Origin of the sequence: Azospirillum cavernae (assembly GCF_003590795.1) — a bacterium.
GTDB classification, from domain to species: Bacteria; Pseudomonadota; Alphaproteobacteria; order Azospirillales; family Azospirillaceae; genus Azospirillum; species Azospirillum cavernae.
In genome coordinates this window covers 2,391,918-2,412,878 of record NZ_QYUL01000001.1, presented here as the reverse complement: position 1 = coordinate 2,412,878, position 20,961 = coordinate 2,391,918, and the positions used below count along the sequence as shown (strand labels likewise).

25 protein-coding genes are annotated in these 20,961 nt (G+C 66.0%); 12 read left to right on the top strand and 13 right to left on the bottom strand.

What is annotated here, in order from left to right; genetic code table 11:
• Window positions 1–486 (top strand): GNAT family N-acetyltransferase, encoded by a 486-nt coding sequence (locus D3877_RS11225; RefSeq protein ID WP_119830645.1) that lies wholly within the window; start codon window positions 1–3, stop codon window positions 484–486.
• A gap of 43 nt (window positions 487–529) precedes the next feature.
• Here D3877_RS11225 and D3877_RS11220 read toward each other — a convergent pair whose 3' ends face one another.
• On the bottom strand, window positions 530–844 hold the full coding sequence (locus D3877_RS11220) for a hypothetical protein (protein ID WP_119830644.1): 315 nt from the start codon (window positions 842–844) through the stop codon (window positions 530–532).
• A 220-nt stretch (window positions 845–1,064) separates the two neighbouring features.
• Here D3877_RS11220 and fumC point away from each other — a divergent pair, with 220 nt between their 5' ends.
• The 4 genes from fumC (at window position 1,065) to D3877_RS29815 (ending at window position 3,839) form a co-directional block, all read left to right on the top strand.
• Entirely contained in the window at window positions 1,065–2,456 is a 1,392-nt protein-coding gene (gene fumC / locus D3877_RS11215) for a class II fumarate hydratase (protein WP_119830643.1), read from the top strand.
• Between the two features lie 56 nt (window positions 2,457–2,512).
• Window positions 2,513–2,716 carry a ribbon-helix-helix domain-containing protein gene (locus D3877_RS11210; RefSeq protein WP_119830936.1) on the top strand — a complete coding sequence of 68 codons (204 nt, stop codon included), beginning with the start codon at window positions 2,513–2,515 and terminating at the stop codon, window positions 2,714–2,716.
• Window positions 2,717–2,806: 90 nt separating this feature from the next.
• Entirely contained in the window at window positions 2,807–3,526 is a 720-nt protein-coding gene (locus tag D3877_RS11205) for a DUF599 domain-containing protein (RefSeq protein ID WP_119830642.1), read from the top strand.
• A gap of 136 nt (window positions 3,527–3,662) precedes the next feature.
• The gene (locus D3877_RS29815) at window positions 3,663–3,839 is read left to right on the top strand and encodes a hypothetical protein (protein WP_158599869.1); all 177 of its coding nucleotides are present in this window, start codon (window positions 3,663–3,665) and stop codon (window positions 3,837–3,839) included.
• A 10-nt stretch (window positions 3,840–3,849) separates the two neighbouring features.
• Here the strand turns inward: D3877_RS29815 and D3877_RS11200 are convergent, their stop codons facing one another.
• The 4 genes from D3877_RS11200 to purE all read right to left on the bottom strand — a co-directional run bounded on the left by D3877_RS11200 (window position 3,850) and on the right by purE (window position 7,967).
• Window positions 3,850–5,562 carry an EAL domain-containing protein gene (locus tag D3877_RS11200; protein WP_119830641.1) on the bottom strand — a complete coding sequence of 571 codons (1,713 nt, stop codon included), beginning with the start codon at window positions 5,560–5,562 and terminating at the stop codon, window positions 3,850–3,852.
• Window positions 5,563–5,730: 168 nt separating this feature from the next.
• Window positions 5,731–6,372 carry a VOC family protein gene (locus D3877_RS11195; protein ID WP_199720744.1) on the bottom strand — a complete coding sequence of 214 codons (642 nt, stop codon included), beginning with the start codon at window positions 6,370–6,372 and terminating at the stop codon, window positions 5,731–5,733.
• Window positions 6,369–7,457 (bottom strand): 5-(carboxyamino)imidazole ribonucleotide synthase, encoded by a 1,089-nt coding sequence (locus D3877_RS11190; protein ID WP_119830640.1) that lies wholly within the window; start codon window positions 7,455–7,457, stop codon window positions 6,369–6,371. Before D3877_RS11190 ends, D3877_RS11195 begins: the two co-directional genes overlap by 4 nt.
• Before the next feature lie 42 nt (window positions 7,458–7,499).
• On the bottom strand, window positions 7,500–7,967 hold the full coding sequence (purE, locus tag D3877_RS11185) for a 5-(carboxyamino)imidazole ribonucleotide mutase (protein WP_119830934.1): 468 nt from the start codon (window positions 7,965–7,967) through the stop codon (window positions 7,500–7,502).
• A gap of 274 nt (window positions 7,968–8,241) precedes the next feature.
• Here purE and D3877_RS11180 point away from each other — a divergent pair, with 274 nt between their 5' ends.
• Window positions 8,242–8,727: a group III truncated hemoglobin gene (locus D3877_RS11180; RefSeq protein ID WP_238474831.1), complete on the top strand. Its 486-nt coding sequence runs from the start codon at window positions 8,242–8,244 to the stop codon at window positions 8,725–8,727.
• A 37-nt stretch (window positions 8,728–8,764) separates the two neighbouring features.
• Here D3877_RS11180 and D3877_RS11175 read toward each other — a convergent pair whose 3' ends face one another.
• Entirely contained in the window at window positions 8,765–8,965 is a 201-nt protein-coding gene (locus D3877_RS11175; protein WP_119830639.1) for a YdcH family protein, read from the bottom strand.
• A 248-nt stretch (window positions 8,966–9,213) separates the two neighbouring features.
• Between D3877_RS11175 and D3877_RS11170 the strand changes: the two genes are divergently transcribed.
• A complete protein-coding gene (locus D3877_RS11170) occupies window positions 9,214–10,308 on the top strand; it encodes an ATP-dependent 6-phosphofructokinase (RefSeq protein WP_119830638.1) in 1,095 nt (364 codons plus the stop codon).
• Complete coding sequence (locus D3877_RS11165; protein ID WP_119830637.1) at window positions 10,308–10,754, top strand: TIGR02444 family protein; 447 nt, start codon at window positions 10,308–10,310, stop codon at window positions 10,752–10,754. The genes D3877_RS11170 and D3877_RS11165 overlap by 1 nt, the downstream gene beginning before the upstream one ends.
• A 2-nt stretch (window positions 10,755–10,756) precedes the next feature.
• On the opposite strand, the gene D3877_RS11160 is transcribed toward D3877_RS11165, so the two are convergent.
• The 5 genes from D3877_RS11160 to D3877_RS11140 all read right to left on the bottom strand — a co-directional run bounded on the left by D3877_RS11160 (window position 10,757) and on the right by D3877_RS11140 (window position 14,756).
• Entirely contained in the window at window positions 10,757–11,299 is a 543-nt protein-coding gene (locus D3877_RS11160; protein WP_238474830.1) for a hypothetical protein, read from the bottom strand.
• 126 nt (window positions 11,300–11,425) lie between these two features.
• Window positions 11,426–12,058 carry a carbonic anhydrase gene (locus D3877_RS11155; RefSeq protein ID WP_338014592.1) on the bottom strand — a complete coding sequence of 211 codons (633 nt, stop codon included), beginning with the start codon at window positions 12,056–12,058 and terminating at the stop codon, window positions 11,426–11,428.
• Between the two features lie 166 nt (window positions 12,059–12,224).
• Complete coding sequence (locus D3877_RS11150; protein ID WP_119830634.1) at window positions 12,225–12,815, bottom strand: UbiX family flavin prenyltransferase; 591 nt, start codon at window positions 12,813–12,815, stop codon at window positions 12,225–12,227.
• Window positions 12,816–12,895: 80 nt separating this feature from the next.
• Window positions 12,896–13,504: a DUF1013 domain-containing protein gene (locus tag D3877_RS11145; protein ID WP_119830932.1), complete on the bottom strand. Its 609-nt coding sequence runs from the start codon at window positions 13,502–13,504 to the stop codon at window positions 12,896–12,898.
• A 244-nt stretch (window positions 13,505–13,748) separates the two neighbouring features.
• Window positions 13,749–14,756: an NAD(P)H-quinone oxidoreductase gene (locus D3877_RS11140; protein WP_119830633.1), complete on the bottom strand. Its 1,008-nt coding sequence runs from the start codon at window positions 14,754–14,756 to the stop codon at window positions 13,749–13,751.
• 94 nt (window positions 14,757–14,850) lie between these two features.
• On the opposite strand from D3877_RS11140, the gene D3877_RS11135 reads away from it, so the two are divergent.
• Window positions 14,851–15,048: a DUF1192 domain-containing protein gene (locus D3877_RS11135; RefSeq protein ID WP_119830632.1), complete on the top strand. Its 198-nt coding sequence runs from the start codon at window positions 14,851–14,853 to the stop codon at window positions 15,046–15,048.
• 80 nt (window positions 15,049–15,128) lie between these two features.
• Here D3877_RS11135 and D3877_RS11130 read toward each other — a convergent pair whose 3' ends face one another.
• A complete protein-coding gene (locus D3877_RS11130; protein WP_238474829.1) occupies window positions 15,129–15,812 on the bottom strand; it encodes a DUF2189 domain-containing protein in 684 nt (227 codons plus the stop codon).
• Window positions 15,813–16,144: 332 nt separating this feature from the next.
• Window positions 16,145–16,327, bottom strand: coding sequence for a DUF4169 family protein (locus D3877_RS11125; protein WP_119830631.1), 183 nt, complete (start codon window positions 16,325–16,327; stop codon window positions 16,145–16,147).
• Window positions 16,328–16,566: 239 nt separating this feature from the next.
• Between D3877_RS11125 and D3877_RS11120 the strand changes: the two genes are divergently transcribed.
• From D3877_RS11120 to D3877_RS11110, 3 genes are all read left to right on the top strand, one after another.
• On the top strand, window positions 16,567–19,827 hold the full coding sequence (locus tag D3877_RS11120; RefSeq protein ID WP_119830630.1) for an AsmA family protein: 3,261 nt from the start codon (window positions 16,567–16,569) through the stop codon (window positions 19,825–19,827).
• Window positions 19,828–19,946: 119 nt separating this feature from the next.
• Window positions 19,947–20,258: an accessory factor UbiK family protein gene (locus D3877_RS11115; protein ID WP_119830629.1), complete on the top strand. Its 312-nt coding sequence runs from the start codon at window positions 19,947–19,949 to the stop codon at window positions 20,256–20,258.
• Window positions 20,259–20,453: 195 nt separating this feature from the next.
• The gene (locus D3877_RS11110) at window positions 20,454–20,957 is read left to right on the top strand and encodes a type III secretion system chaperone family protein (protein WP_119830628.1); all 504 of its coding nucleotides are present in this window, start codon (window positions 20,454–20,456) and stop codon (window positions 20,955–20,957) included.
• The last annotated feature ends 4 nt before the right edge of the window (window positions 20,958–20,961 follow it).

The following is a 20,961-nucleotide window of genomic DNA, read 5'->3' as shown; positions in this document are numbered from 1 at the left end:
ATGCCGACTGTTGTCATTCGTCCGGCTGTCGAGGCCGACAGTTCCGTCATCATGCGCTTTGTCCGCGAATTGGCGGAGTTTGAGCGGGAACCGCAGTCGGTGAAGTCGTCGGAGGAGGATTTGCGCCGCGACGGGTGGGGCGAGACGCCGATGTTCGAGGCGTTGATCGCGGAGCTGGACGGGGAGGCGGTGGGATTCGCCCTGACCTCGCGCACCTATTCGACGTGGGAGGGGCGGCCCGGTCTGTTTGTCGAGGATCTTTACGTCACCCCCGCCGCCCGCCGCTATGGCGTGGGGCGCAAGCTTTTGGCGGCCATCGCCCGGCGGGCGGTGGAGCGCGGCTATCGCCGGGTTGACCTGAATGTGTTGGATTGGAATCCGGCGCGCGGCTTTTACGACCGGATCGGCTTTCGCCAGTTGCAGGAATGGTTGCCCTACCGCCTGACCGGCGACGGTCTGGCCGCGCTTGCGGCGGAGACGGCGTAGAGCGCGTCCAAACCGGCGGCGAACCCTTCCGACGCGGCGCGTTTCAGGCGGCTTGACGCTTGGCGCGGTCGGCGGCGGCGTGGGCGGCGTTGATGGCGGCGTCGGCGCGGGCCAGGGCGCGGGCGATCAGATCCTCGAACAGGGCGCCGACCGGCTGTTGGGCGGAGTCTTCGTCCTGCGCGTGGTTGGCGATCCGTCGGCCTGTCATGCGGTTGAGTCGTCCGGCCAGCGGCGGGCCTTCCATCCAGACGGAGCCTTCCTCGCCGGGGCCGATCACGCGCCAGCCGCAGCTTTTCAATTCGGCGACGCGGGCGCGGGCGATCAGCGCGCGATCCTGGTCCAGAGTGAACTCTCCCATTCGACTCTCCCATGGCCATGCGGACATGACGGAAACGCTACGCCCTTCCCGTGGCCTCGACAAGAACAAAAATGGAACATCGCCGCTTTTCGCCCTATGCCCCTTGCCGGACGGGCGGGGCAGGGAAAGATCAAGGGGAAAGATCAAGCAGAACGCGGCGCCCGACGCCGCCACCATCGCACCGACGCCGCGCGCGGCGCGGTCACGCACAGGAAGCATCATGACCGGCGTTCGCATCGAAACCGACAGCTTCGGCCCCATCGAGGTTCCCGCCGACCGGCTGTGGGGCGCGCAAACCCAACGGTCGCTCCAGAATTTCCGCATCGGCGGGGAACGGATGCCGGAGCCGCTGATCCGCGCGCTTGGCCTGCAAAAGCGGGCGGCGGCGGCGGTGAACATCGCCTTGGGCGCGCTCGATCCGGTTTTGGGCGCGGCGATCCTGGCGGCGGCGGACGAGGTGATCGACGGGCGGCTGGCCGATCATTTCCCGCTGGTGGTCTGGCAAACCGGATCGGGAACCCAGACCAACATGAACGCGAATGAGGTGATCGCCAACCGCGCCATCGCGCTGCTGGGCGGGGTGGTCGGCTCCAAAACGCCGGTGCATCCCAACGATCACGTCAATCTCGGCCAATCCTCCAACGACAGCTTTCCGACCGCGATGCACATCGCCGCCGCCGTGGAGATCACCCGCCACCTGATTCCGGCGCTGGAGCGGCTGCGCGCGGCGCTGGACGCCAAGGCCGAAGAGTTCGCCGCCATCGTCAAGATTGGCCGCACCCATCTGCAAGACGCCACGCCGCTGACTCTGGGGCAGGAGTTTTCCGGCTACGCCGCCCAGATCGCCTATGGGATCGAGCGGGTGAGCGCGGGCCTGCCGCAGCTCTACCGGCTGGCCCAAGGCGGCACGGCGGTCGGCACCGGGCTGAACGCGCGGGTTGGCTTCGCCGAACGCTTCGCCGAGGAGGCGGCGCGGCTGACCGGCTTGCCCTTCGTCACCGCCGCCAACAAGTTCGAGGCGCTGGCGACCCATGATTCGCTGGTCGATCTGCATGGCCGCCTGAACACGCTGGCGGTGTCCTTGATGAAGATCGCGAACGATCTGCGGCTGTTGGGTTCCGGCCCGCGCTCCGGCCTTGGCGAGCTGTCCTTGCCGGAGAATGAGCCGGGATCCTCGATCATGCCCGGCAAGGTCAACCCGACCCAGTCGGAGGCGATGACCATGGTGTGCGCCCAGGTGATGGGCAACCAGACCACCGTGACCATCGCCGGGGCCACCGGCCATTTCGAGTTGAACGTCTTCAAGCCGGTGATCGCCAACAGCGTCCTGCAATCCATCCGCCTGCTGGGCGACGCGGCGGCCAGCTTCACCGAGAATTGCGTCGTCGGCATCACGGCCAACCGCGAGCGCATCGCCCAACTGGTGGGCGACAGCCTGATGCTGGTGACGGCGCTGAATCCGCACATCGGCTATGACAACGCCGCCAAGATCGCCAAGAAGGCGCACAGGGAGGGAACCAGCCTGAAACAGGCCGGGCTGGCGCTGGGGCTGGTGACGGCGGAGCAGTTCGACGCCTGGGTCCGCCCGGAAAGCATGGTTGGACCGGGGTGACGGCGCTGGGGTAGTGTGGAGTCGAATCCTCGTCCTCCGTTTGGATGCTCCACGCGATGAAAAAACGTTCGGTGATGATCGCCGGTCATCCCACCAGCGTCTCGCTGGAAGAGGAGTTTTGGGAGGCGCTGAAGGGCGTCGCCCAGACGCGCGGGCTGTCGGTGAACGCGCTGATCGAGGACATCGACCGGACCCGCGCGGGCAATCTGTCCAGCGCCATCCGGGTTCATGTGCTGAACGCGCTGTTGAACCGGGCGTAACGGCTGGACAGGCGCGGCGTTGATCGGTAGATGGGCGGCTCTTCCGTCCGGAATCCTGTGTCTTGACCATCCGTTTGTGAGTGCCGCCCTGTGCCGTCCGATCTCGCGCCGCTCGATGTGGTCGCCTTTCTCTGGTTCATCGCGTCCTGGGTCGGCTTCACGATCATCCAGGATCATCTGCTGCGCGGGCGGCAGGGGGTGAACCAGCATTTGAAGATCGTGCGCCGTCATTGGATGGAGCAGATGCTGCAACGCGAAAACCGCATCATGGATTCGCAGCTCTTCGGCCACACGATGCACAGTTGCACCTTTTTCGCCTCCACCAACATGCTGGTGCTGGCGGGGCTGGTCGGATCCTTTGGCGCCATCGAACACGCGCATGATCTGGTTTCCGGCCTGTCCTTCACGGCGAAGACGTCGCGGCAGATTTTTGAATACAAGCTGCTGCTGATGGTCGGGATCTTCACCTTCGGCTTTTTCAAATTCACCTGGGCTTTGCGCCAATACAATTATTGCTGCGCGCTGATCGGTTCCGCCCCCGCCGCGCCGGTGCCCCACGACGCGATGAAGGTCATGGCGGAAGCCATTGGCGACGCGCTGACGCTGGCCGTCACCTCGTTGAACGGGGGGATGCGGTCTTATTACTTCGCGCTGGCGGTGCTGGCCTGGGTGGTCGGGCCGCTGTCCTTCATGCTGGCGACGACGGGCATCATTGTTGTGCTGACCCGGCGTCAGGCTTTCTCCGCGACCGAGAAAGTCATTCGGATTCAAACCGACCGTTTGGAACAAACTTCCTTAAAAAAACAATAATAATAGGTCAAATACCCTCGATTTCAGACCAGCCAAACGCGTATCCTCTGCCCCATAGGTCATATGGGGTATCCCGTATTGCAGAGGCGCGATTGCCACCAGACGTGGCGTCAAGGGTTGATTTCAGGGGAACGTTATGAGCGTTAAAACGAGCGCCGCGTGGGACGTCATGTCCATTCTGGACGAGGCCGAGGACATGCTGAATCGGCTTCGGTTGTATGATGGCCGGGTGACGACCGACGCGTTCGCGGAAAAGCGCGCGGCGCTGAACGAGGCTCGCGAACGGTTGGAACTGGCGCGCGCCCTGGCGTGACCGGCGGGGGTCAGCTTTTCCAGACGACCTTGCCGCCGCCGCGCACCTTCGACCAATCCTTGGCGAAATAGGCGAAATCGCGGGATGGGCGGCTGAACAGGAAGCCTTGGGCCAGCGGCACGTTCAAATCGGCCAGCAACTGGGCGTGAACGGCCTCTTCCACCTGCTCGCCGATCAAGGTCAGGCCAAGCTGGCGGCAAACGTCGGTCATCGAGCGCAGCATGGCCATGTCGCGCGGATTCTCCACCGCGCCGCGCACGAATTTCCCGTCGATCTTGGCGTAATCGGCCTGAATGCCGTAGAGCGACTGAAAGGACGTCGATCCGGCCCCGACATCGTCCAGGCAAATCCGGTAGCCGACCGCGCGCAGCTTTTGCAGAACCTCGTTCAGCTTGGCGATGTCGTTGACGACGACGGTCTCCGTCACCTCGATCAGCAGTTTTTTGTACAGGTCGCCATAGGGTTCGACGACGGATTGGAATTGGTTGAGGAAGATCGGACTCATCAAGGTCTTGGCCGACAAATTGATGGCGACGTCCGGCAGCTTCGGTTCCTTGCGGAAGGCCTTCAGCGTGTCCAGCACCGTCTGCGTCAGCAACAGGTCGAAGTCGTAGATCAGCCCGACATCCTCGGCGAAGGTGATGAAGTCGGCGGGGGAACTCATCCCCTCCACCCGCGTCAGCGCCTCCAGATGATGGACCGCCTGGGTCTCCAGATCGACGATGGGCTGATAGACGACGAAGAAGTCTTTCTTTTCGATGGTGGCGCGCAGGCGGCCGATGCGCTCCACCGCGTCGGACATCATGCGGTTGGCGCCGTCTTCCAGACTGGAGATGGTGAACTCGCCGCCCTGGGCCGAGGCGAAGGCCTGCACGGTGTAGACCAGCGCGCGGGCGGCGTCGGCGGCGCCCAGCGTGTCGTCGGCCATGTCCAGGGTCCAGGATCGGATGCCGCCGGGCAACGCCCCGCCCGCCGCCTGGATGATCTGGGCGATGTGGCCCTGCACCTCGCGCCCGTCGATGTCGGCGGCGTGGACGATGCCGTAACGGTCGCCGCCCAACTGCCCGGCGCTGTCGCCGTCGGCGGAGATGCCGCGCAGATAGGCGTCGATGCCCTCCTTGACCTCTTCCGCCGCGCCTTCCGGCAGGGCTTCGACCATCGACTGCAAGCCTTCGACCAGCAGAAGGGTCAGGCCATGGTCCAGGCCCTTTTCCCGCGCGTTGAGGATGCGTTCTTCCAGGATGTTGCTGAAGCTGTGTTCGTCCAGCAACTCGCCCGCCGGGGTCGTTCCGGCGCTGCTGCGCGGGCCGGACGCCAGAAGCACGGTCAGAAACAGCGAGCCAGGGCAGGAATCAAGGCGGCAGCCGCCCAGCAGGGCGGGGAATTTCTGGCCGTCGATGGCCTGGAAGATGACGCGGGCCGGTTTGATCCGCGCCTTTTCCTGGATGCGGTCGAACAGCACATGCACGTATTTGCGGTCGCTGGGGGCGACCACGTCGAGGATGTTGGTGCCGACCAACCCGCCAACGTCGCCCTTGGTCAGGCGGCAGCGGGCGCCGGCGGAAAACAGGATGGTTCCCATGCTGTCGGTTTCGATCAGCAGATCGGCGGCGGCGAAGGCGAAGCCGACAAAGCGGTCCCGGTCGCGGCTGGACTGCGGGCGGCGTTCCCCGGCGTTGCTGGCCGAGGTTTTCCGAATCGCCGTGTCCTGCGCAACAGTCATCGGAGCCTAACTTAAAATTTGAAACAAAGTTTAACGACTTTCACCATTTTCTGTCGAAGAGTAGCGGAGTTCGGCAAGGGTTGAAAGCCGCATGATTCGGTCTCGCCTTCCGTCGTCGGGCAGGGAGATATCCGCGCGGCCCGCCGGGGTTCGGGGCGGCGCCGTGCGTCAAACCAGGACGCGCGGTCCGTGCGGCGTGGCGATGCGGGCGGTCAGGCGCTTTTGCGGTCCGGCGCGGAAGATCAGGCGTTCGTCGGTCAGGTGCGGCGCAAGGGATTCGGCGATGACCTCGGCGGCGGGGTGCTCCACCTCGAAACGCAGCAGGGCGCAGCCAAGATCGGCCATGGCCGCCGCCGGATGCGGGCCGGTCGGCCATTCGATGAGGGTGGGGAAGGCGCCGTCGAAAGGCATGGAGCCATCATCCGGGACCGAGATGCGCCATGTCAGAGAACCACGGCTGACCGACACCGCAGGCCCGGCGGCGCCGGGAATGGTGGATAGGGCCTCGTCAAGCCGTTCGGCGCGGGCCACCCAGGTCGACAGGCGCGGCGGCGTCGCGCTTGCCGGATCGTCCAGACCGAACCAGCGCGCCCGCGCCGGGGCTGGGGCGTCTGGGTCGATGGCGATGATCTCCAGGAACAGGCTTGGGCCAAGGCGAAGAAGATGGTTGTGGGTTCCCATGCTGGGATGCGCCCCACCGACCGGCGCCCGCACCCCCAACGCCGACTCGACCGCCGCGACGCCGTCCGCCAGCGACCGCGCCGACACTGTGATGTGATCCAGAGCGAGCAGGGCGGGTTTTCCGGTCATGAGGTTTTGGGGAACAGCCGGGTGACGTGGCCCATCTTGCGGCCGGGACGCGCCTCGGCCTTGCCATACAAATGCAGCCGCGCGCCGGGTTCGGCCAACAGCGCGGGCCATTGCAGAACATCGTCGCCGATCAGGTTGGTCATTTCGGCGTCGGCCACCCGCTCGACCGACCCCAGCGGCAGGCCGCAGACGGCGCGGACCAACTGTTCAAACTGGGAGGAGGCGCAGGCGTCCATCGTCCAATGGCCGGAATTGTGCGGGCGCGGGGCCATTTCATTGACCAGAACGCCGCCGTCAGGGGTGACGAACAGCTCCACCGCCAGCACGCCGATCAAATCCAGCGCCTCGGCGATGCGGCGGGCGACCCGTTCGGCCTCGGCCAGAGTCGCGGGGGCGATTTTGGCCGGGGCGATGGTGACGTCGAGGATGCCGTCCTTGTGGCGGTTTTCCACCGCCGGATAGGCCACCATCGCGCCGTCGCCGCCGCGCGCCACGATCACCGAGACCTCGCAGGCGAAGGTGACGAAGCCCTCGACGATGGCCGCGCTGGTCTTGATCGACTCCCACGCCTGGGCCGGGTCGACCGTGGCGTCGATGCGCGCCTGCCCCTTGCCGTCATAGCCAAGCCGGGTGGATTTCAGGACGCAGCGCGGGCCGATCTCCGCCACCGCCGCCGCGACCTCGGCGGCGCTGTGGGCGGCGCGCCAGGGGGCGGTGCCGATGCCCAAACCGTTGACGAAGGATTTCTCCGCCACCCGGTCTTGCGCCACCGCCAGCACGTTCGGCCCGGGATTGACCGTGGCGAAGCGGCGCAGATGCTCGACCGTGGCGACTGGGACATTTTCCCATTCCAGAGTCACCGCGTCGACCGACCGGGCGAATCGCTCCAACGCGTCCAGATCGTCCCAACCGGCGATGGTCGCGGCGGCGCTGACCTGGGCGGCGGGGCTGTCGGCGGCGTCGGGCGCGTAGACATGCGTCTTGTAGCCAAGCTGGGCCGCCGCCAGGGCCGTCATCCGGCCAAGCTGACCGGCGCCCAGCATGCCGATGGTCGCGCCGGGCGCCAGGGTGGGAATGCGGCTCATCGTCTTCGGCTCTCCTTGTGCGGCCCGGTTCAGGCGGGGGTGTCAGGCGGGGGTGTCCACCGGCTCTTCGGCGACGGCGGCGGTCTGGCGGGCGCGCCACGCGTCCAGCGCGTCTTCCACCGCCGGATCCATCAGGGCGATGATCGACCCGGCGAGCAGGGCGGCGTTGATCGCCCCCGCCTTGCCGATGGCCAGCGTGCCGACGGGAATGCCGCCCGGCATCTGGACGATGGACATCAGGCTGTCCATGCCCTTCATCGCGTGGCTTTCGACCGGAACGCCCAGAACCGGCAGCAGCGTCATGGCGGCGACCATGCCGGGCAGATGGGCGGCGCCGCCCGCCCCGGCGATCACCACCTTCAGCCCGCGCGCCTGCGCGGTGGTGGCGTATTCCACCATCCGGGCCGGGGTGCGGTGGGCCGACACGATGCGGACCTCGTGCGGAACGCCAAGCGTCGTCAGGGTTTCGGCGGCGTGCTTCATGGTGGTCCAGTCCGATTGACTGCCCATGATGATGCCGACCAGCGGCGAACCGTTCGGGGTGCTGTTCTGGGATTCGGCGGACACGGCGGGGCGCTTTCCACAAGGTCAGGAAAGCGGCGGATTATAGGAAGAGTGAGGCCGGAGTCCAGTGGGTCGCGGCCTTTCCCCACGCTCCACCGCAAGAAGGCGGCAAAAGACCGAGTCTTGCGCTGCGACAATCCGATCCTTTCGCACGGGGGCGGGCGGGCCTATGCTGCCGACCTTCACCAATTGACGCCTTTTCTGCACCGGATTCCCGACCATGACCGACGCGGCTTCCCCCATCCCGGCCCCTCACCCCATGTCCACCGATCAAACCGCTGAGGAGCGCCGCGACATCCGAACCGCCATGGCGGAAGAGCGGATGACCGCATTGGGCATCGACGAGGCGTCCATTGAGACGCTGGTCCGTCGCTTTTACGGCAAGATCATGGATGATGACGTTCTGGGGCCGATCTTTGGCCGGGCCATCACCGATTGGGAACCGCATCTGCGCAAAATGATGGATTTCTGGTCGTCCATCGCCCTGCTGACCCAGCGTTATGACGGGCGACCGATGCCGGTCCACATCCAGTTGCGGCTGGAGCCGCCGCATTTCGAGCGCTGGCTGTCCCTGTTCCGTGAAACCGCCAACGAGCTGTTTCCCGGCGAGGGCGCGGCCTTTCTGATCGGCAAGGCGGAGAACATCGCCCGCAGCTTTCAGATGGGCATCCAGTTTTTCACCGTGCCGAAAAAGCCGGAAGCCTGAACGGCGGGGAAGCCGCCGCGTCGTGATGACGCGGCGTTCAGGCGATGATGTCGGGCAGCAGGCGGCTTTCCAGAACCAGGATTTGGTCCTTCAGCATCAGCTTGCGCTTTTTCATCCGCTGCAATTGAAGCTGGTCATAGGGCGCGCGTTCGACCAAGCGAGCGATGACGTCGTCCAAATCGCGGTGTTCGCTGCGCAGGGATGCCAGCTTGTCGTTTAAGATCTCTTGCTCGCTCATTGCGTCCGTTACGACTGCTTGGTGGTGATCGCGGTGGAACCGTGGCGCCGCCTGGCTCGGCGCGCGGGACTATATCAGATTTCCGGCAAAGCGGCAGCGCGAAACCGGCAGTCTTGTCCAACGGTTATCGCTCGACAACAATGCAGGCCCCCGGCTTGCCGTTGTCCCTTCGCCGTTTGCGGGAAACGCCGGTTCCGGTAACATGGGGCCGCGTGCGACAAACAACCCAAATGGGACGGAATCCCCCAATGAACGCCACCACGACAGCCGGTAAGCGCATCGGCATTCTCACCAGCGGCGGCGATTGCGCCGGGTTGAACGCGGTCATTCGCGCGGTGGTCCACCGGGCCGCCGGTTACGGCTGGCAGGTTTTGGGCATCAAGGAGGGGACGCAGGGGCTGCTGCATCGGCCTGTCCAATACATCCCGCTCGATCTGACGAACGTCGATGGCGCCATGATGCGCCAGGGCGGCACGATCCTTGGCACCACCAACCGGGGCGATCCCTTCGCCTATCCGATGGCCGACGGCACGCTGAAGGACCGTTCCGACGAGATCATCGGCGGCTATCACGAGCTTGGCCTGGACGCCCTGATCGGCATCGGCGGCGACGGCAGTTTCGCCATTCTCCACAAGCTGGCCCAGAAGGGTGGCTTTCCCATGGTCGGCGTGCCGAAGACCATCGACAACGACCTGGGCATGACCGAGGTGTCGGTCGGTTACGACACCGCCGTCGCCGTGGCGGTCGAGGCGCTGGACCGTTTGCAGCCGACCGCCGCCAGCCACCAGCGCGTCATGGTGCTGGAGGTGATGGGCCGCGACGCCGGGCACATCGCGCTGGCCGCCGGCATCGCCGGTGGGGCCGACGTGATCCTGATCCCGGAGATCCCCTATTCCATCGAACGCATTGCCTCGAAGATTCAAGAGGTCCGGGCGACGGGCCGCAACTTCGCCCTGGTCGTGGTGTCGGAAGCGGTCAAGACGCTGGAGGGAACCGGGGTTAAGAAACTGCTTCAGGGTGGCGAGAAGCGCTACGGCGGCATCGGCGACTACATCGGCGAGAAGATCGCCGACGCCACCGGGGCGGAAACCCGCGTCACCGTTCTGGGCCATGTCCAGCGCGGCAGCATGCCCAGTCCGCGCGACCGTTTGGTCGCCTCGGCCTTTGGCGTTCACGCGGTGGATTTGATCGCTGAGGGCAAGTTCGACCGCATGGTCGCCTGGTCCAATCGCGGCGTCATCGACGTGCCGATCACCGACGCCATCGCGCATTATTCCTGCGTTGAGCTGGACAGCGCCCTGGTCAAGACCGCGCGCGGCCTCAGCATCAGCTTTGGCGATTGATGAGCGCCAACCCCTTCTGGGAGTTTTCCCTGGCCGTCTATGGACGGCCAGGGGTTCCCGCCGCCTGCGTGGCCTTGCAGGATCGTCATGGTCTTGACGTCAACGTCCTGCTGTTCGCCGCCTGGGCGGGGATGGCGTGCGGGACGCTGTTGTCGGCGGATCGGCTGGCGGCGATCGATTCGACCATCGCCGGGTGGCGGCAAGAGGTGGTGCGGCCGCTGCGCGCGGCGCGCCGCCGGGTCAAGACCGAGGATGACGCGTTTTACCAGCGACTGAAGGCGGTGGAGTTGGAGGCCGAACGCATCCAGCAAGACCGCCTGTTCGCCCTGGGCGGGCTGACGCCGCAGCCCGGCGGCGACGCGCGCATGGCGTTGGCGAACATGGCCTTGCTTGCGCCAAGCGGCGATCCGCTGCTGGAGGTTCTGGCGGCGGCGCTGGCGGGCTGAAATCAGCGGTTCAGGATCAAGCTGTCGGGGCTTTGTTCGAGGTCGGACACCAGAAAGGCCTTGCCGACATAGAAGGCGCTGCACCGTTTGCCACTGACCAACCGCGTCAGCGAGGCTTCCCATTCACGTCCCTTGGGGCCGACGATGCGCAGCTTCAACTGATCGACCAGCGGGTAAATCTTGTAGGGATCCATGACGATGGCTTCGCTGGCCGGCCCGACGAACATCGCTTGGTTGAGCGTCATTGTTTTGCCGTTCACTTCCAGCGACACGTCTTGCGCCCATGGGCAGCCGTTGGATTTCGCGCCTTCGTTGGCCAATGCCGGGGCAGAGACAAGAAGCGAAATCAAAGACACAAAAAGAGGCAAAGCCGACACAAAATGTCGGATAAAGCGTACGGTCATACTCGGCACAGTCCGCGTCTTGCGTTTGAACATGTTACTCTGACCAATCATGATGCCGGATGTTAGCAATACGCCGTAATCCTGACCACTCAGGGCCGCTCCGAAGTCGTAACTTAAACGGTTCGGGCAAAAGCAAGGCATGATGGTTTGCCGGGACTGCCTCGACAATCCCGCAAGACAACCTCTGACATTTTGTCGCAGGGTTTGGTTGCGCAGCGTTGGGGTAAAAAGTCCCCGATCCGTTTGATGATCGGTCGGGCGCGCGCCCTATTCCATCAACGCGAACATCTTGGTGGTCGTGTCCAATCCCCACAGCTCGCCGCTGCCCAGATCGAACCACCAACCGTGGAGATTGAGCGTGCGCTGCTCCACCCGCTCGCGCACGAACGGGAAGGTCATCAGATTGTCGACCGAGGTGCGGACGACGGCGCGCTCAACCACGTTTGGCCAATGGTCGGACCCTTCGCTGTCCTTCACATGGCTGGTCGCTTGGTCGATGTAAGGATCCAACGCCGATCCGGCGATGGACACCCAGGGCGACACGAAATCATCCTGGACCGCTTCGCCGCTGCGCAGGCGAATGAGGCCTTGGATGCCGCCGCATTGGGAATGGCCCATGACGATGATTTCCGAAACGCCCAGCACGCGAACGGCGTATTCGATGGCGGCCGACGTGCCGTGATAGCTGCCGTCGGGCTGATAGGGCGGCACCAGATTGGCGACGTTGCGAACCATGAACAGTTCGCCCGGTTCCGATTGGGTCAGCAGCGCCGGATCGACGCGGCTGTCGGAACAGCCGATCATCAGAATTTCCGGGTGCTGCCCTTCGGCGACCAATTGCTTCATGCTGTCCGGGCGGCGTTCGTAATAGCGCGCGCGAAAGCCTTTGACGCCAGCCAAAAGTTGACGAATTGGTTGGCTTCTTTCGCGTGACGGCATGGGTCGCTCTGCCTCTCGTCCAGTGGACCGGCGCGACGCCGACCCAGCTTGCCTTGGTATAGCGGCATTCCCGGCGCAGTCCAAGCCGCCTGTTGCTGTGCGGTATGACCAGGAGAAGGGTTGCTGGTCAGTCGGTTGCGCGTGTCGCGGTCGGCTCGCCCCATCGGCGCAGATTGCCTGCGTCCAAGCCGAAAAGATCAAGAACCCGGCCAACCGAATGGTCGATCAAATCGTCAATGGTCTTGGGTTTGGCGTAAAAAGCCGGAACTGGCGGGGCGATGATCGCGCCCATTTCGGCCAACGCGGTCATGGTGCGCAGATGCCCCAGATGCAGCGGGGTTTCCCGCACCATCAGCACCAGCCGCCGCCGCTCTTTCAGCGTCACGTCGGCGGCGCGGGTCAACAGGGTGGAGGTGACGCCGCTGGCGATCTCGCTCATCGTGCGGACGGAGCAGGGGACGACCACCATGCCCAAGGTGCGGAAACTGCCGCTGGAAATGGCCGCGCCAATGTCGGCGGCGGCGTAATGAACGTCGGCCAGCGCCCGCAACTCGGCGACCTTCATCGACGTCTCATGCGCCAACGTCACCTCGGCGGATCGGCTGATGACAAGGTGCGATTCGACGCCGATGCGCCGCAGGGTGGTCAGCGTGCGGATGCCGAGCGCCACGCCCGAGGCGCCGCTGATGCCGACGACGAGACGGGGGGGAGTGGTCATGACGGCGGATGTCCCAAAGCATCCCCCTTGTCGAGAAAGGGGGATGCGGTGTGCGTCATCGCAACAGGCGCTTTGACGGGTCAGTCGTCGTTGCGCTCGTTGTAGGAACCGCCCTGCTCGTCGTCGCCATAGCCCTCTTCCTGCTCCTGCGGGGGCAGGGGGGTGCCGCCACGACGGATGGCCAGGGCCAGGGCCTCTTCCAACTCGCGCTGCGTGCACAGGCCCAGCAGGACCGGGTTGCGCGTCTTGATGTTGGCGGCGTTCCAGTGGGTGCGCTCGCGCACCGAGGCGATGGTCGGCTTGGTCGTGCCGATCAGGCGGCAGGTCTGCGCGTCCGACAATTCCGGGTGCTGCTTCAGCAGCCAGGCGATGGCGTCGGGCTTGTCGCCGCGCTTGGTGATCGGCGTGTAGCGCGGCCCCTTGGAGCGCGCCGTCACCTGCGGCAGATCGACGATCAGAAGCTTGAGGCGCAGGGCCTCGTTCTTCTCGCAGCGCTCGATCTCGGTCTTGGTCAACTGACCGTTGACGACGGGATCAAGGCCGACCATGCCGACGGCCACCTCGCCATCGGCGATGGCCTGGACTTCCAGCGAATGCAGACCGCAGAACGCGGCGATCTGCTCGAAGGACAAGGACGTGTTCTCGACCAGCCAAACGGCTGTCGCTTTCGGCATCAAGGGCAGCGCCATCATCCCTCCTGACAACTCTCATCCGATCGCGCCCGCTGGCGTGCGGCGCGATCAGTCTTTTTCTCTCTGGGCGGAATCGCGACCGACGTCGCTCCGGTGAAGGGGCGGCCATCGGTTCGTGCAAGCATGCTTGCGCAGGCTCACCGGGAAATCCCGGTCGCCCACGTCCCTCTGCTACCCCGTCTTGCCCGGTCAAGGCAAGCCCATCCACGGGTTGAACGGCCACAAAAGGGCAAAAATCGCATCAGGGCGCGACGGTCAGCACGATTTTGCCGATGTGGGCGCTGCTTTCCATCAGGCGGTGGGCTTCGTCGGCCTGCTCCAACGGGAACGTCGCGTGGACCAGCGGCTTCAGCGGGCTGGCGCCGAACAGCGGCCAGACCGTTTCGCGCAGGGCACGGGCGATCCGGCCCTTTTCCGCCACCGGGCGGGCGCGCAGGGTCGAGCCGGTCAAAGTCAGCCTCTTCATCATCACCGGGGCCATGTTCAGCGTGACCTTGGACCCTTGCAGGAAGGCGATGGAGACGTGCCGCCCGTCCATGGCCATGATGTCGATGTCGCGGGCGATGTAATCGCCGCCGACCATGTCCAACACCACGTCCACCCCGCGCCCGCCGGTGGTCTCGCGGATCACGGCGGCGAAATCCTCGGTCTTGTAATTGATGGCGCGGTCGGCCCCCAACGCGAGGCAGGCGGCGCATTTCTCGGCGTTGCCCGCTGTGGTGAAAACCGTCGCGCCGAACGCCTTGGCCAGTTGGATCGCCGTGGTGCCGATGCCGCTCGACCCGCCATGGATCAGCAGGCTTTCGCCGGGCTTCAACCCGCCGCGCTCAAACACGTTGGTCCAGACGGTGAAGAAGGTTTCCGGCACCGCCGCCGCCTCGATCAACGACAGGCCCGTCGGGATGGGCAGGGCCTGCACCGCTGGAACCGTGCAATATTCAGCGTAACCGCCGCCCGCCACCAGGGCGCACAGCCGGTCGCCGATGGCCCAGCCGGAGACGTCCGCGCCCAACGCGACCACCGTGCCGGACAGCTCCAGCCCCGGCAGGTCGCTGGCGCCGGGCGGCGGGTTGTAGAGGCCCTGGCGTTGCAAGGTGTCGGGCCGGTTGACCCCGGCGGCGGCGACCGCGACCAGCAACTCGCCCGGACCCGGGACGGGCAGGGCGCGTTGGGCGGGGCGCAGAACCTCCGGCCCGCCGGGTTCGGTGATGGCGACGCAGCGCATGCTGTCCGGCAGAGCGAGGCTCATGCTGTTTCCCCGATAGGATTCGTTGGAGGCGATAGGTAGATTTGCCGGACCCGCCTGACAAGGCGGCACGACCAAAAGGGGAGGGGAAACGGCCATGACCTTCAAGGACGAATTTGCCGATCTGGAACCACGCGCGGCCAAGCCGACGCCCAAGGATTTGACGGCGCTGGGCGTGGCGGAGCTTCAGGACTACATCGCCGGGCTGGAGGCGGAAATCGCCCGCGCTCGCGCCGCGATTTCCGCCAAAGAAGCGCAAAAATCCGCCGCCGAGGCCTTCTTCAAAAAACCGTGACCCTGGGGTTTGCCCAAGAAAAAAGCCCTTCTCCCGACCGGGAAAAGGGCTTTTGGCGTTTTGAGGGGGACGTTTCTTGTTTAACGGGCGCGACCAACCAGATCGCGGTAGCAATGCCAGGAGGCGTGACCGATCAAGGGCAAGGCCAAACCAAGCCCGACAAAGCCCGTGACCATGCCCGCCGAGGTGAACAGCGCCACCAGGAACGCCCAGACGATCATCGGACGAATGTTCTCGCGAACCACGGCGATGCTGGTCGCCATCGCGGTGAAGACGTCGGTGTCGCGGTCCAGCAGCATCGGGATCGAGACGACGGCGATGGAGAACACGCCCGCCGCGATGACCGCGCCGAACATGGTGCCGGTCAGCAGGAAGGGGATGGTTTCCACCGAGAAGAAGATGCGATCCACCAACTGGTCGAAGGCGGGCGGCTCGGACGAGAAGAACAGGGCGAAAATCAGGAAGGCGACCCGGATCCAGGCCAGCACGGCCATCATCAAGACCAGCCCGATGCCGCTGATCTGCACGCCGTTGCGCCGATAGGCCAAGGCGACCTTCATCAGGGTCGGGCGTTCGCCCTGTTCCAGCAAGCGGCTGGTTTCATACAGGCCAACGGCGAACAGCGGCCCCAGCAGCATGAAGCCGGCGGCGAGCGGCAGGATCAGATACTCCATCCCCTGCATCGCCAGACCAGCGACCAGAATGAAGCTGGAGATCACCGCCAGCGCGCCAAAGCCGAAGCTGATGAGCGGCGCCGCCATCATGTCGCGCCATCCGGCGGCGAGCCAAACCCAAGGGCGATCATTTTCGACCGCATGGATCGGCGGAAGAAAGGCGGTGGATTGAGGCTTCTGTACCGAACCACGAAACGACGTCATGTCAACCATGAGCCGGGCCTCCCCCGAATGCCAGACGGCGCGCCCGATGGCGCCCATAGCCGAACTGTCACACGAGTTCGCCAAATGTGGCAAGGACCAATTGTTAGGAGAGTCAATTGTACCACGAAAAGAGGGGTTAATCCGACTTCCATGGTTGGTTTTTATGCCGTTCGGCTAGGCGGATTGGCCAAAGCAAGGTAGGGCCAAGCCGATTCGGGTTAATCCGGATCGTCGAGTTTCTTGCCATCCAAAGCCTGAGTTCGTCGCTCGGCCTCTTGGCGATCGCGCTCCTTCTCGGCCTTGGTGCGGCCGAATCGGATCCGATTCGCCTCGGCGTCTTTTGCGCGCTCGGCCCGATCGCGGGTCTTGCGGAAGCGGTTGAGGTTGACCACGTCGCCCATGGCGGCTTCTCCGGCTGTGGTGGGATGAAAAGCGGCGATCCGGGGCGGCCGACCGGAACGATTTTTGCGACTGGCGGCGGGATGGCCCTGAGATCGCCCAAATTGCTTGTTTCTTCTGCGGGCTATAGCTTACCGAAAGACAGGGCGAGCGAGAAGGACGGGGCCGCTTGGGACCGTCTGATGAGCGGATGAGGGCGTGGACCACGGGCAGGGCCACGCGCAGGGAAGGCGGAGACCCGGTGAACAAGATCCTGATCGCGGCATTGGCTGGATTGACGGCGCTGGCCGGTGGCGTGCTTGCGGCGCCCAGCCTGATCGATTGGAACGCCTATAAGGGGATGATCGCCGAACGGGTGTCGGCGGCGACCGGACGCGCGGTTGATCTGCGCGGCGACGTCGGGTTGACGCTGCTGCCATCCCCGGCCTTGACCGTGCGCGACGCCCGGCTCGCCAACCCGGCGGGCGCGACCGAACCGGACATGGCCCGGCTGAAGAAGCTGGACGTCCGTGTGGCGCTGATGCCGCTGCTGAGCGGGCGAATCCAGGTTGAAAGCATCACGCTGGTGGAGCCGACCTTTGTGGTCGAGGTGCTCAAGGATGGGCGGCTGAACTGGGACCTGTCGGGGGGCGTGGCGACCACGGCGAACCGTTCGAGCGCGACCGATGGGCTGGCCGAGGCCATCAGCTTCGATCAGGTGACGGTCGACAACGGCGCGATTCTGTACCGCGACAGCCGGTCGGGCCGTTCGGAAACGCTGGAAGGGGTCAGCGCCCGCGTCGTCGCCGGAAGCTTGACCGGGCCGTTTCAGGTCCAGGGCGATTTCCGTCTGCGCGGGATGGCCCTGCATGGGGAATTGACCGCCGGGCGCTTCGCCGATGGCGCGGCGGTGCCGGTGCGCGCCGCCCTGTCGATGCCGGGAACCGACGCGACCCTGCGTTTTGCCGGGATTTTGTCGGGCGGCAGCGGCAATGTCAGCGGCGGCGGCGCCTTGCGCGCGCAAGGCGACTTGCGGGCCGAAGGCAGCGATCTCGGCAAGCTGATGGACAGCCCTTCCGGCGCGGCGCTTGGTCAGGCGTTCAGCCTGCGGGCGACGGTGGAGGCGGGAACCAGTCTGGCGGTTCTCAGCAATCTTGAGGCGCAGATCGGCGACACGCGGGCGACCGGATCGGCGACCTTGCGTCCGGGGGAACCCGCCCGCACGGAACTGACGCTGGCGATCAACCGGCTGGATCTGGATGGGTGGCTGAATCGGGTTGGCGCGGGGCTGACGTCGCCACCGGCGCCGCCATCCGCGCCGTCCGTCTCCGGGCGGGGGGCGGCTGTTCCCGTCGCCCCGGCCTCGGCGCCGTGGGCGTTGCCGGTGGGGGTGGAGGGCAAGCTTGATTTGTCGGTTGATGGGCTGACCTACAATGGCGCCGTCGTCCGCCAGGGCCGGTTGGAGGCCAGCCTGGCGGCCGGGCGCCTGACCATCGACCGGGTGAGCGCGCAACTGCCCGGCGGGTCGGACATTGTGGCGGCGGGCGAGGTGACGACGCCGGGCGGGTTGCCGACGATCGACCTGAGGATGGAGGCCAACGCCGACAATCTGCGCGCTTTGCTGGACTGGATGAAGTTGGACGCCCGCAGCGTTCCGGCGGATCGGCTGCGCCGGGCCTCGCTGGCGATGCGGGTGCAGGGGCACGCCAACCGTTTTGAGCTGTCGGGGCTGGATCTGCGGGTGGACGGCAGCCGCCTGTCCGGCGCCATCGCCTATGTGGACCGGGGCCGCCCGGCCTTTGGCGCGCGGCTGGAGCTGGACCGGCTGAACATCGACGCCTATCTGCCGCCCATTCCGTCGCCGGGCCTTCCCACGGTCGGGTCGGCGCGGGCGCTGCCGCCGTTGGCCGCCGCCGCGCCTGCGACGACGGGCCGGGTGGCGCTGTCGCCGCTGTCCTGGCTGATGTTGGCCGACGCCAATCTGGATCTGTCCATCGGTCAGGTGACGTTGCGCGGTTTGCCTGCGCAGGGGATTCATCTCGACGCCACCGTCGCTGGCGGCGCGGTGACGATCCGCGAGGCCAAAGTCGATGATTTGGTCGGTCTGAAGGGCCGGGTCGATGGGCAGATCGCCGGGCTGTCGCCTCTGCGCGGCGTCAACCTCGCTGTGTCGGCGGAGGCGGCCAATCTGGGCGGCTTGCCGCGCGCCGTGGCCTGGCCTGCCGGCGTTCCGACGCCCGAACGGCTGGGCGCGGTGTCGGCCAAGGCGCGGCTGGCGGGCGACGCCAGCCGTTTGGCCTTGGAGCTGACCGCCGGGGTGGCCGGTGGAGCGCTGGATGCGGGCGGATCGCTGCTGACGCTCGACACCCGACCCGCCGCCGACGTGAAGCTGCGGGTGACGCATCCTGAATTGGGAAGGTTGGCCGCGCTGTTCACCGACCGGGGGCAGGCGCGGGCCTATGGGCCGCTCGATCTTTACACGGAGTTCAGCGGGTCGCTGGCGGCGCCGAGCTTGGCGAATCTTCAGGGGATCGTCGCCGGGGTGCCGTTGCGCGGGCGGATCAGCGGTGATTTCACCGGCCCGCGCCCCCAGATCGACGCCGACCTGCAAACCGGCGATCTGGACCTTGATCGGCTGATCGGCGCGCCGTTGGTTGGGGAAAGCCAACCGCGCGAATCCGTCGCGGCCACGGCGTTGACCGAGCGTGAGGAGAGCGCCGATCCGTCCTGGCTGCGGCTGGCTGATGGCAAGCTGGCGCTGGCGGCCACGTCGCTGACGGCGGGCGGGGCGCGGGTCGATCAACCGGCTCTGCGCGCGGCGTTGAACGGCGGCACGCTGACGCTGGAGCAGTTGGACGGCGAATGGCTGGGCGGGCAGATCGGTCTGAGTGGCCGATTGATCGCCCAGCCGGGTCGCGCTCCCTCGATTGAGGCCGACGTCACCGTCGTCAAGGCGGAACTGGCCCGGTTGACGGCGGCCATGGCGGGTGGCGCTGCGGGCGGCGTGACGCTGTCCGGCGGCGCGGTGGACCTGGACATGGTGGTGACGGGATCGGGCGGCGACCAGGAGTCGGTGCTGCGCTCGCTCAGCGGTCGGGGGCGGGTGGCGGTGGTCGGCGGGGTGTTGCGCGGTCTGGATTTGACGGCGGTCCGTGACCGGCTGAGCCGGGTGACGCGTCCGCAAGAGGTGTTGGGCGCGGTGATCGGCGGCGGGCCGGGCGGCGAAACCCGCATTGACCGGGTGGATGGCCGCTTCACGATCGATCATGGCACGCTGCGCACCGACGACACCCGGCTGACCGCTGCGGCGGGGGAGGGGCTGTTGAGCGGCTCCTGGTCGCTGCCCGAGGCCCAGGTCGATCTGGGGCTGCGTTTGCGGGTGAAGGCGGAACCGCCCTTGCCGCCGCTGACCCTGCGCGTCGCCGGGCCGTTGGCGGCGCCGACCCAGAGCTTTGACATGAAGGCGGTGCAGGAGCATTTCGCGGCGTCCGCCGCTGCGGAACCAGCTCCGCCGAAGCCGTGACGCGGGGCGGGGCCGCATGGCACGCTTGCATGCTGCGTCGCAGCGACGTGGCGCAAGGGCGTTGAAGTCCGGCGGTCTGACCGCCATAATGGTCGAACAGTAACCGGAAGTTTGAAGCGATGCAGGCCGACAACAAAATTTTGGACGATATCGCCCGTGTGGCGGGTGGCGCGCTCGGCGCCTTTTCGTCCCTGCGCGAGGAAGCCGAGGGGCATCTGCGCTCCCAGCTTGAACGCATCCTGTCGCGGATGGACGTTGTCAGCCGTGAGGAGTTCGACGCCGTTCGCGCCATGGCCGCCAAGGCCCGCGAGGAGCAGGAGGTGATGGCCGAACGGCTCGCCGTCCTGGAAGCGTTGGTCGCGTCGCTGACGTCCGCCCCGGCGGCGGTTTCGGCGGACGAACCTGCGGATGGGGCCGACGACGCGTCTTGAACGGCGCCCTGTCACAAACCCTTCACGGCGTCCGCGCCTGAATTCGGTTGCGGCGGCGAAGCGGCTTTGGCACCGTTCTGTCCGTGGTAGCTGTCACGTTTTTTCGCCACATCATCTTGGGGTGTCGGTCCGGTTCCCGCAGGCCAGTCCGGGTTCAGGGCGTCACCCGCCGCGCCTTCATAGGAGGACGCTGACATGTCGGCTGTCGCCGTCGAAACCACCGCTTCCTCACACAACCCGCTCGACGTGGTTGAAGAGATCGTCACCGCCAACGAATGGCCGTTTGAGCGCGCGACCGACGACGAACTCGTCGTCGAGATCGGCGGGCGCTGGTGCGATTACCGTCTGTATTTCGTCTGGCAACCCGACGTCAGCGCGTTGCAGTTCTCCTGCCAGTTCGACATGAAGGTGCAGGCCCCGCGCCGCGTCGCCGTCGCCGAACTGTTGGCCGAGGTCAACGGGCGCATGTGGCTGGGCCATTTCGACGTCTGTTCGGAAGAGCACACGCCGATGTTCCGTCAAACCATGCTGCTGCGCGGCGCGCGCGGCGCGGCGGTGGAGCAGTTGGAGGATCTGGTGGAGATCGCGCTGTCGGAGTGCGAACGCTTCTACCCGGCCTTCCAATTCGTCATCTGGGGCGGCAAGTCGGCGCAAGAGGCGGTGTCCGCCGCCATTCTCGACACCATGGGCGAGGCGTGATCGG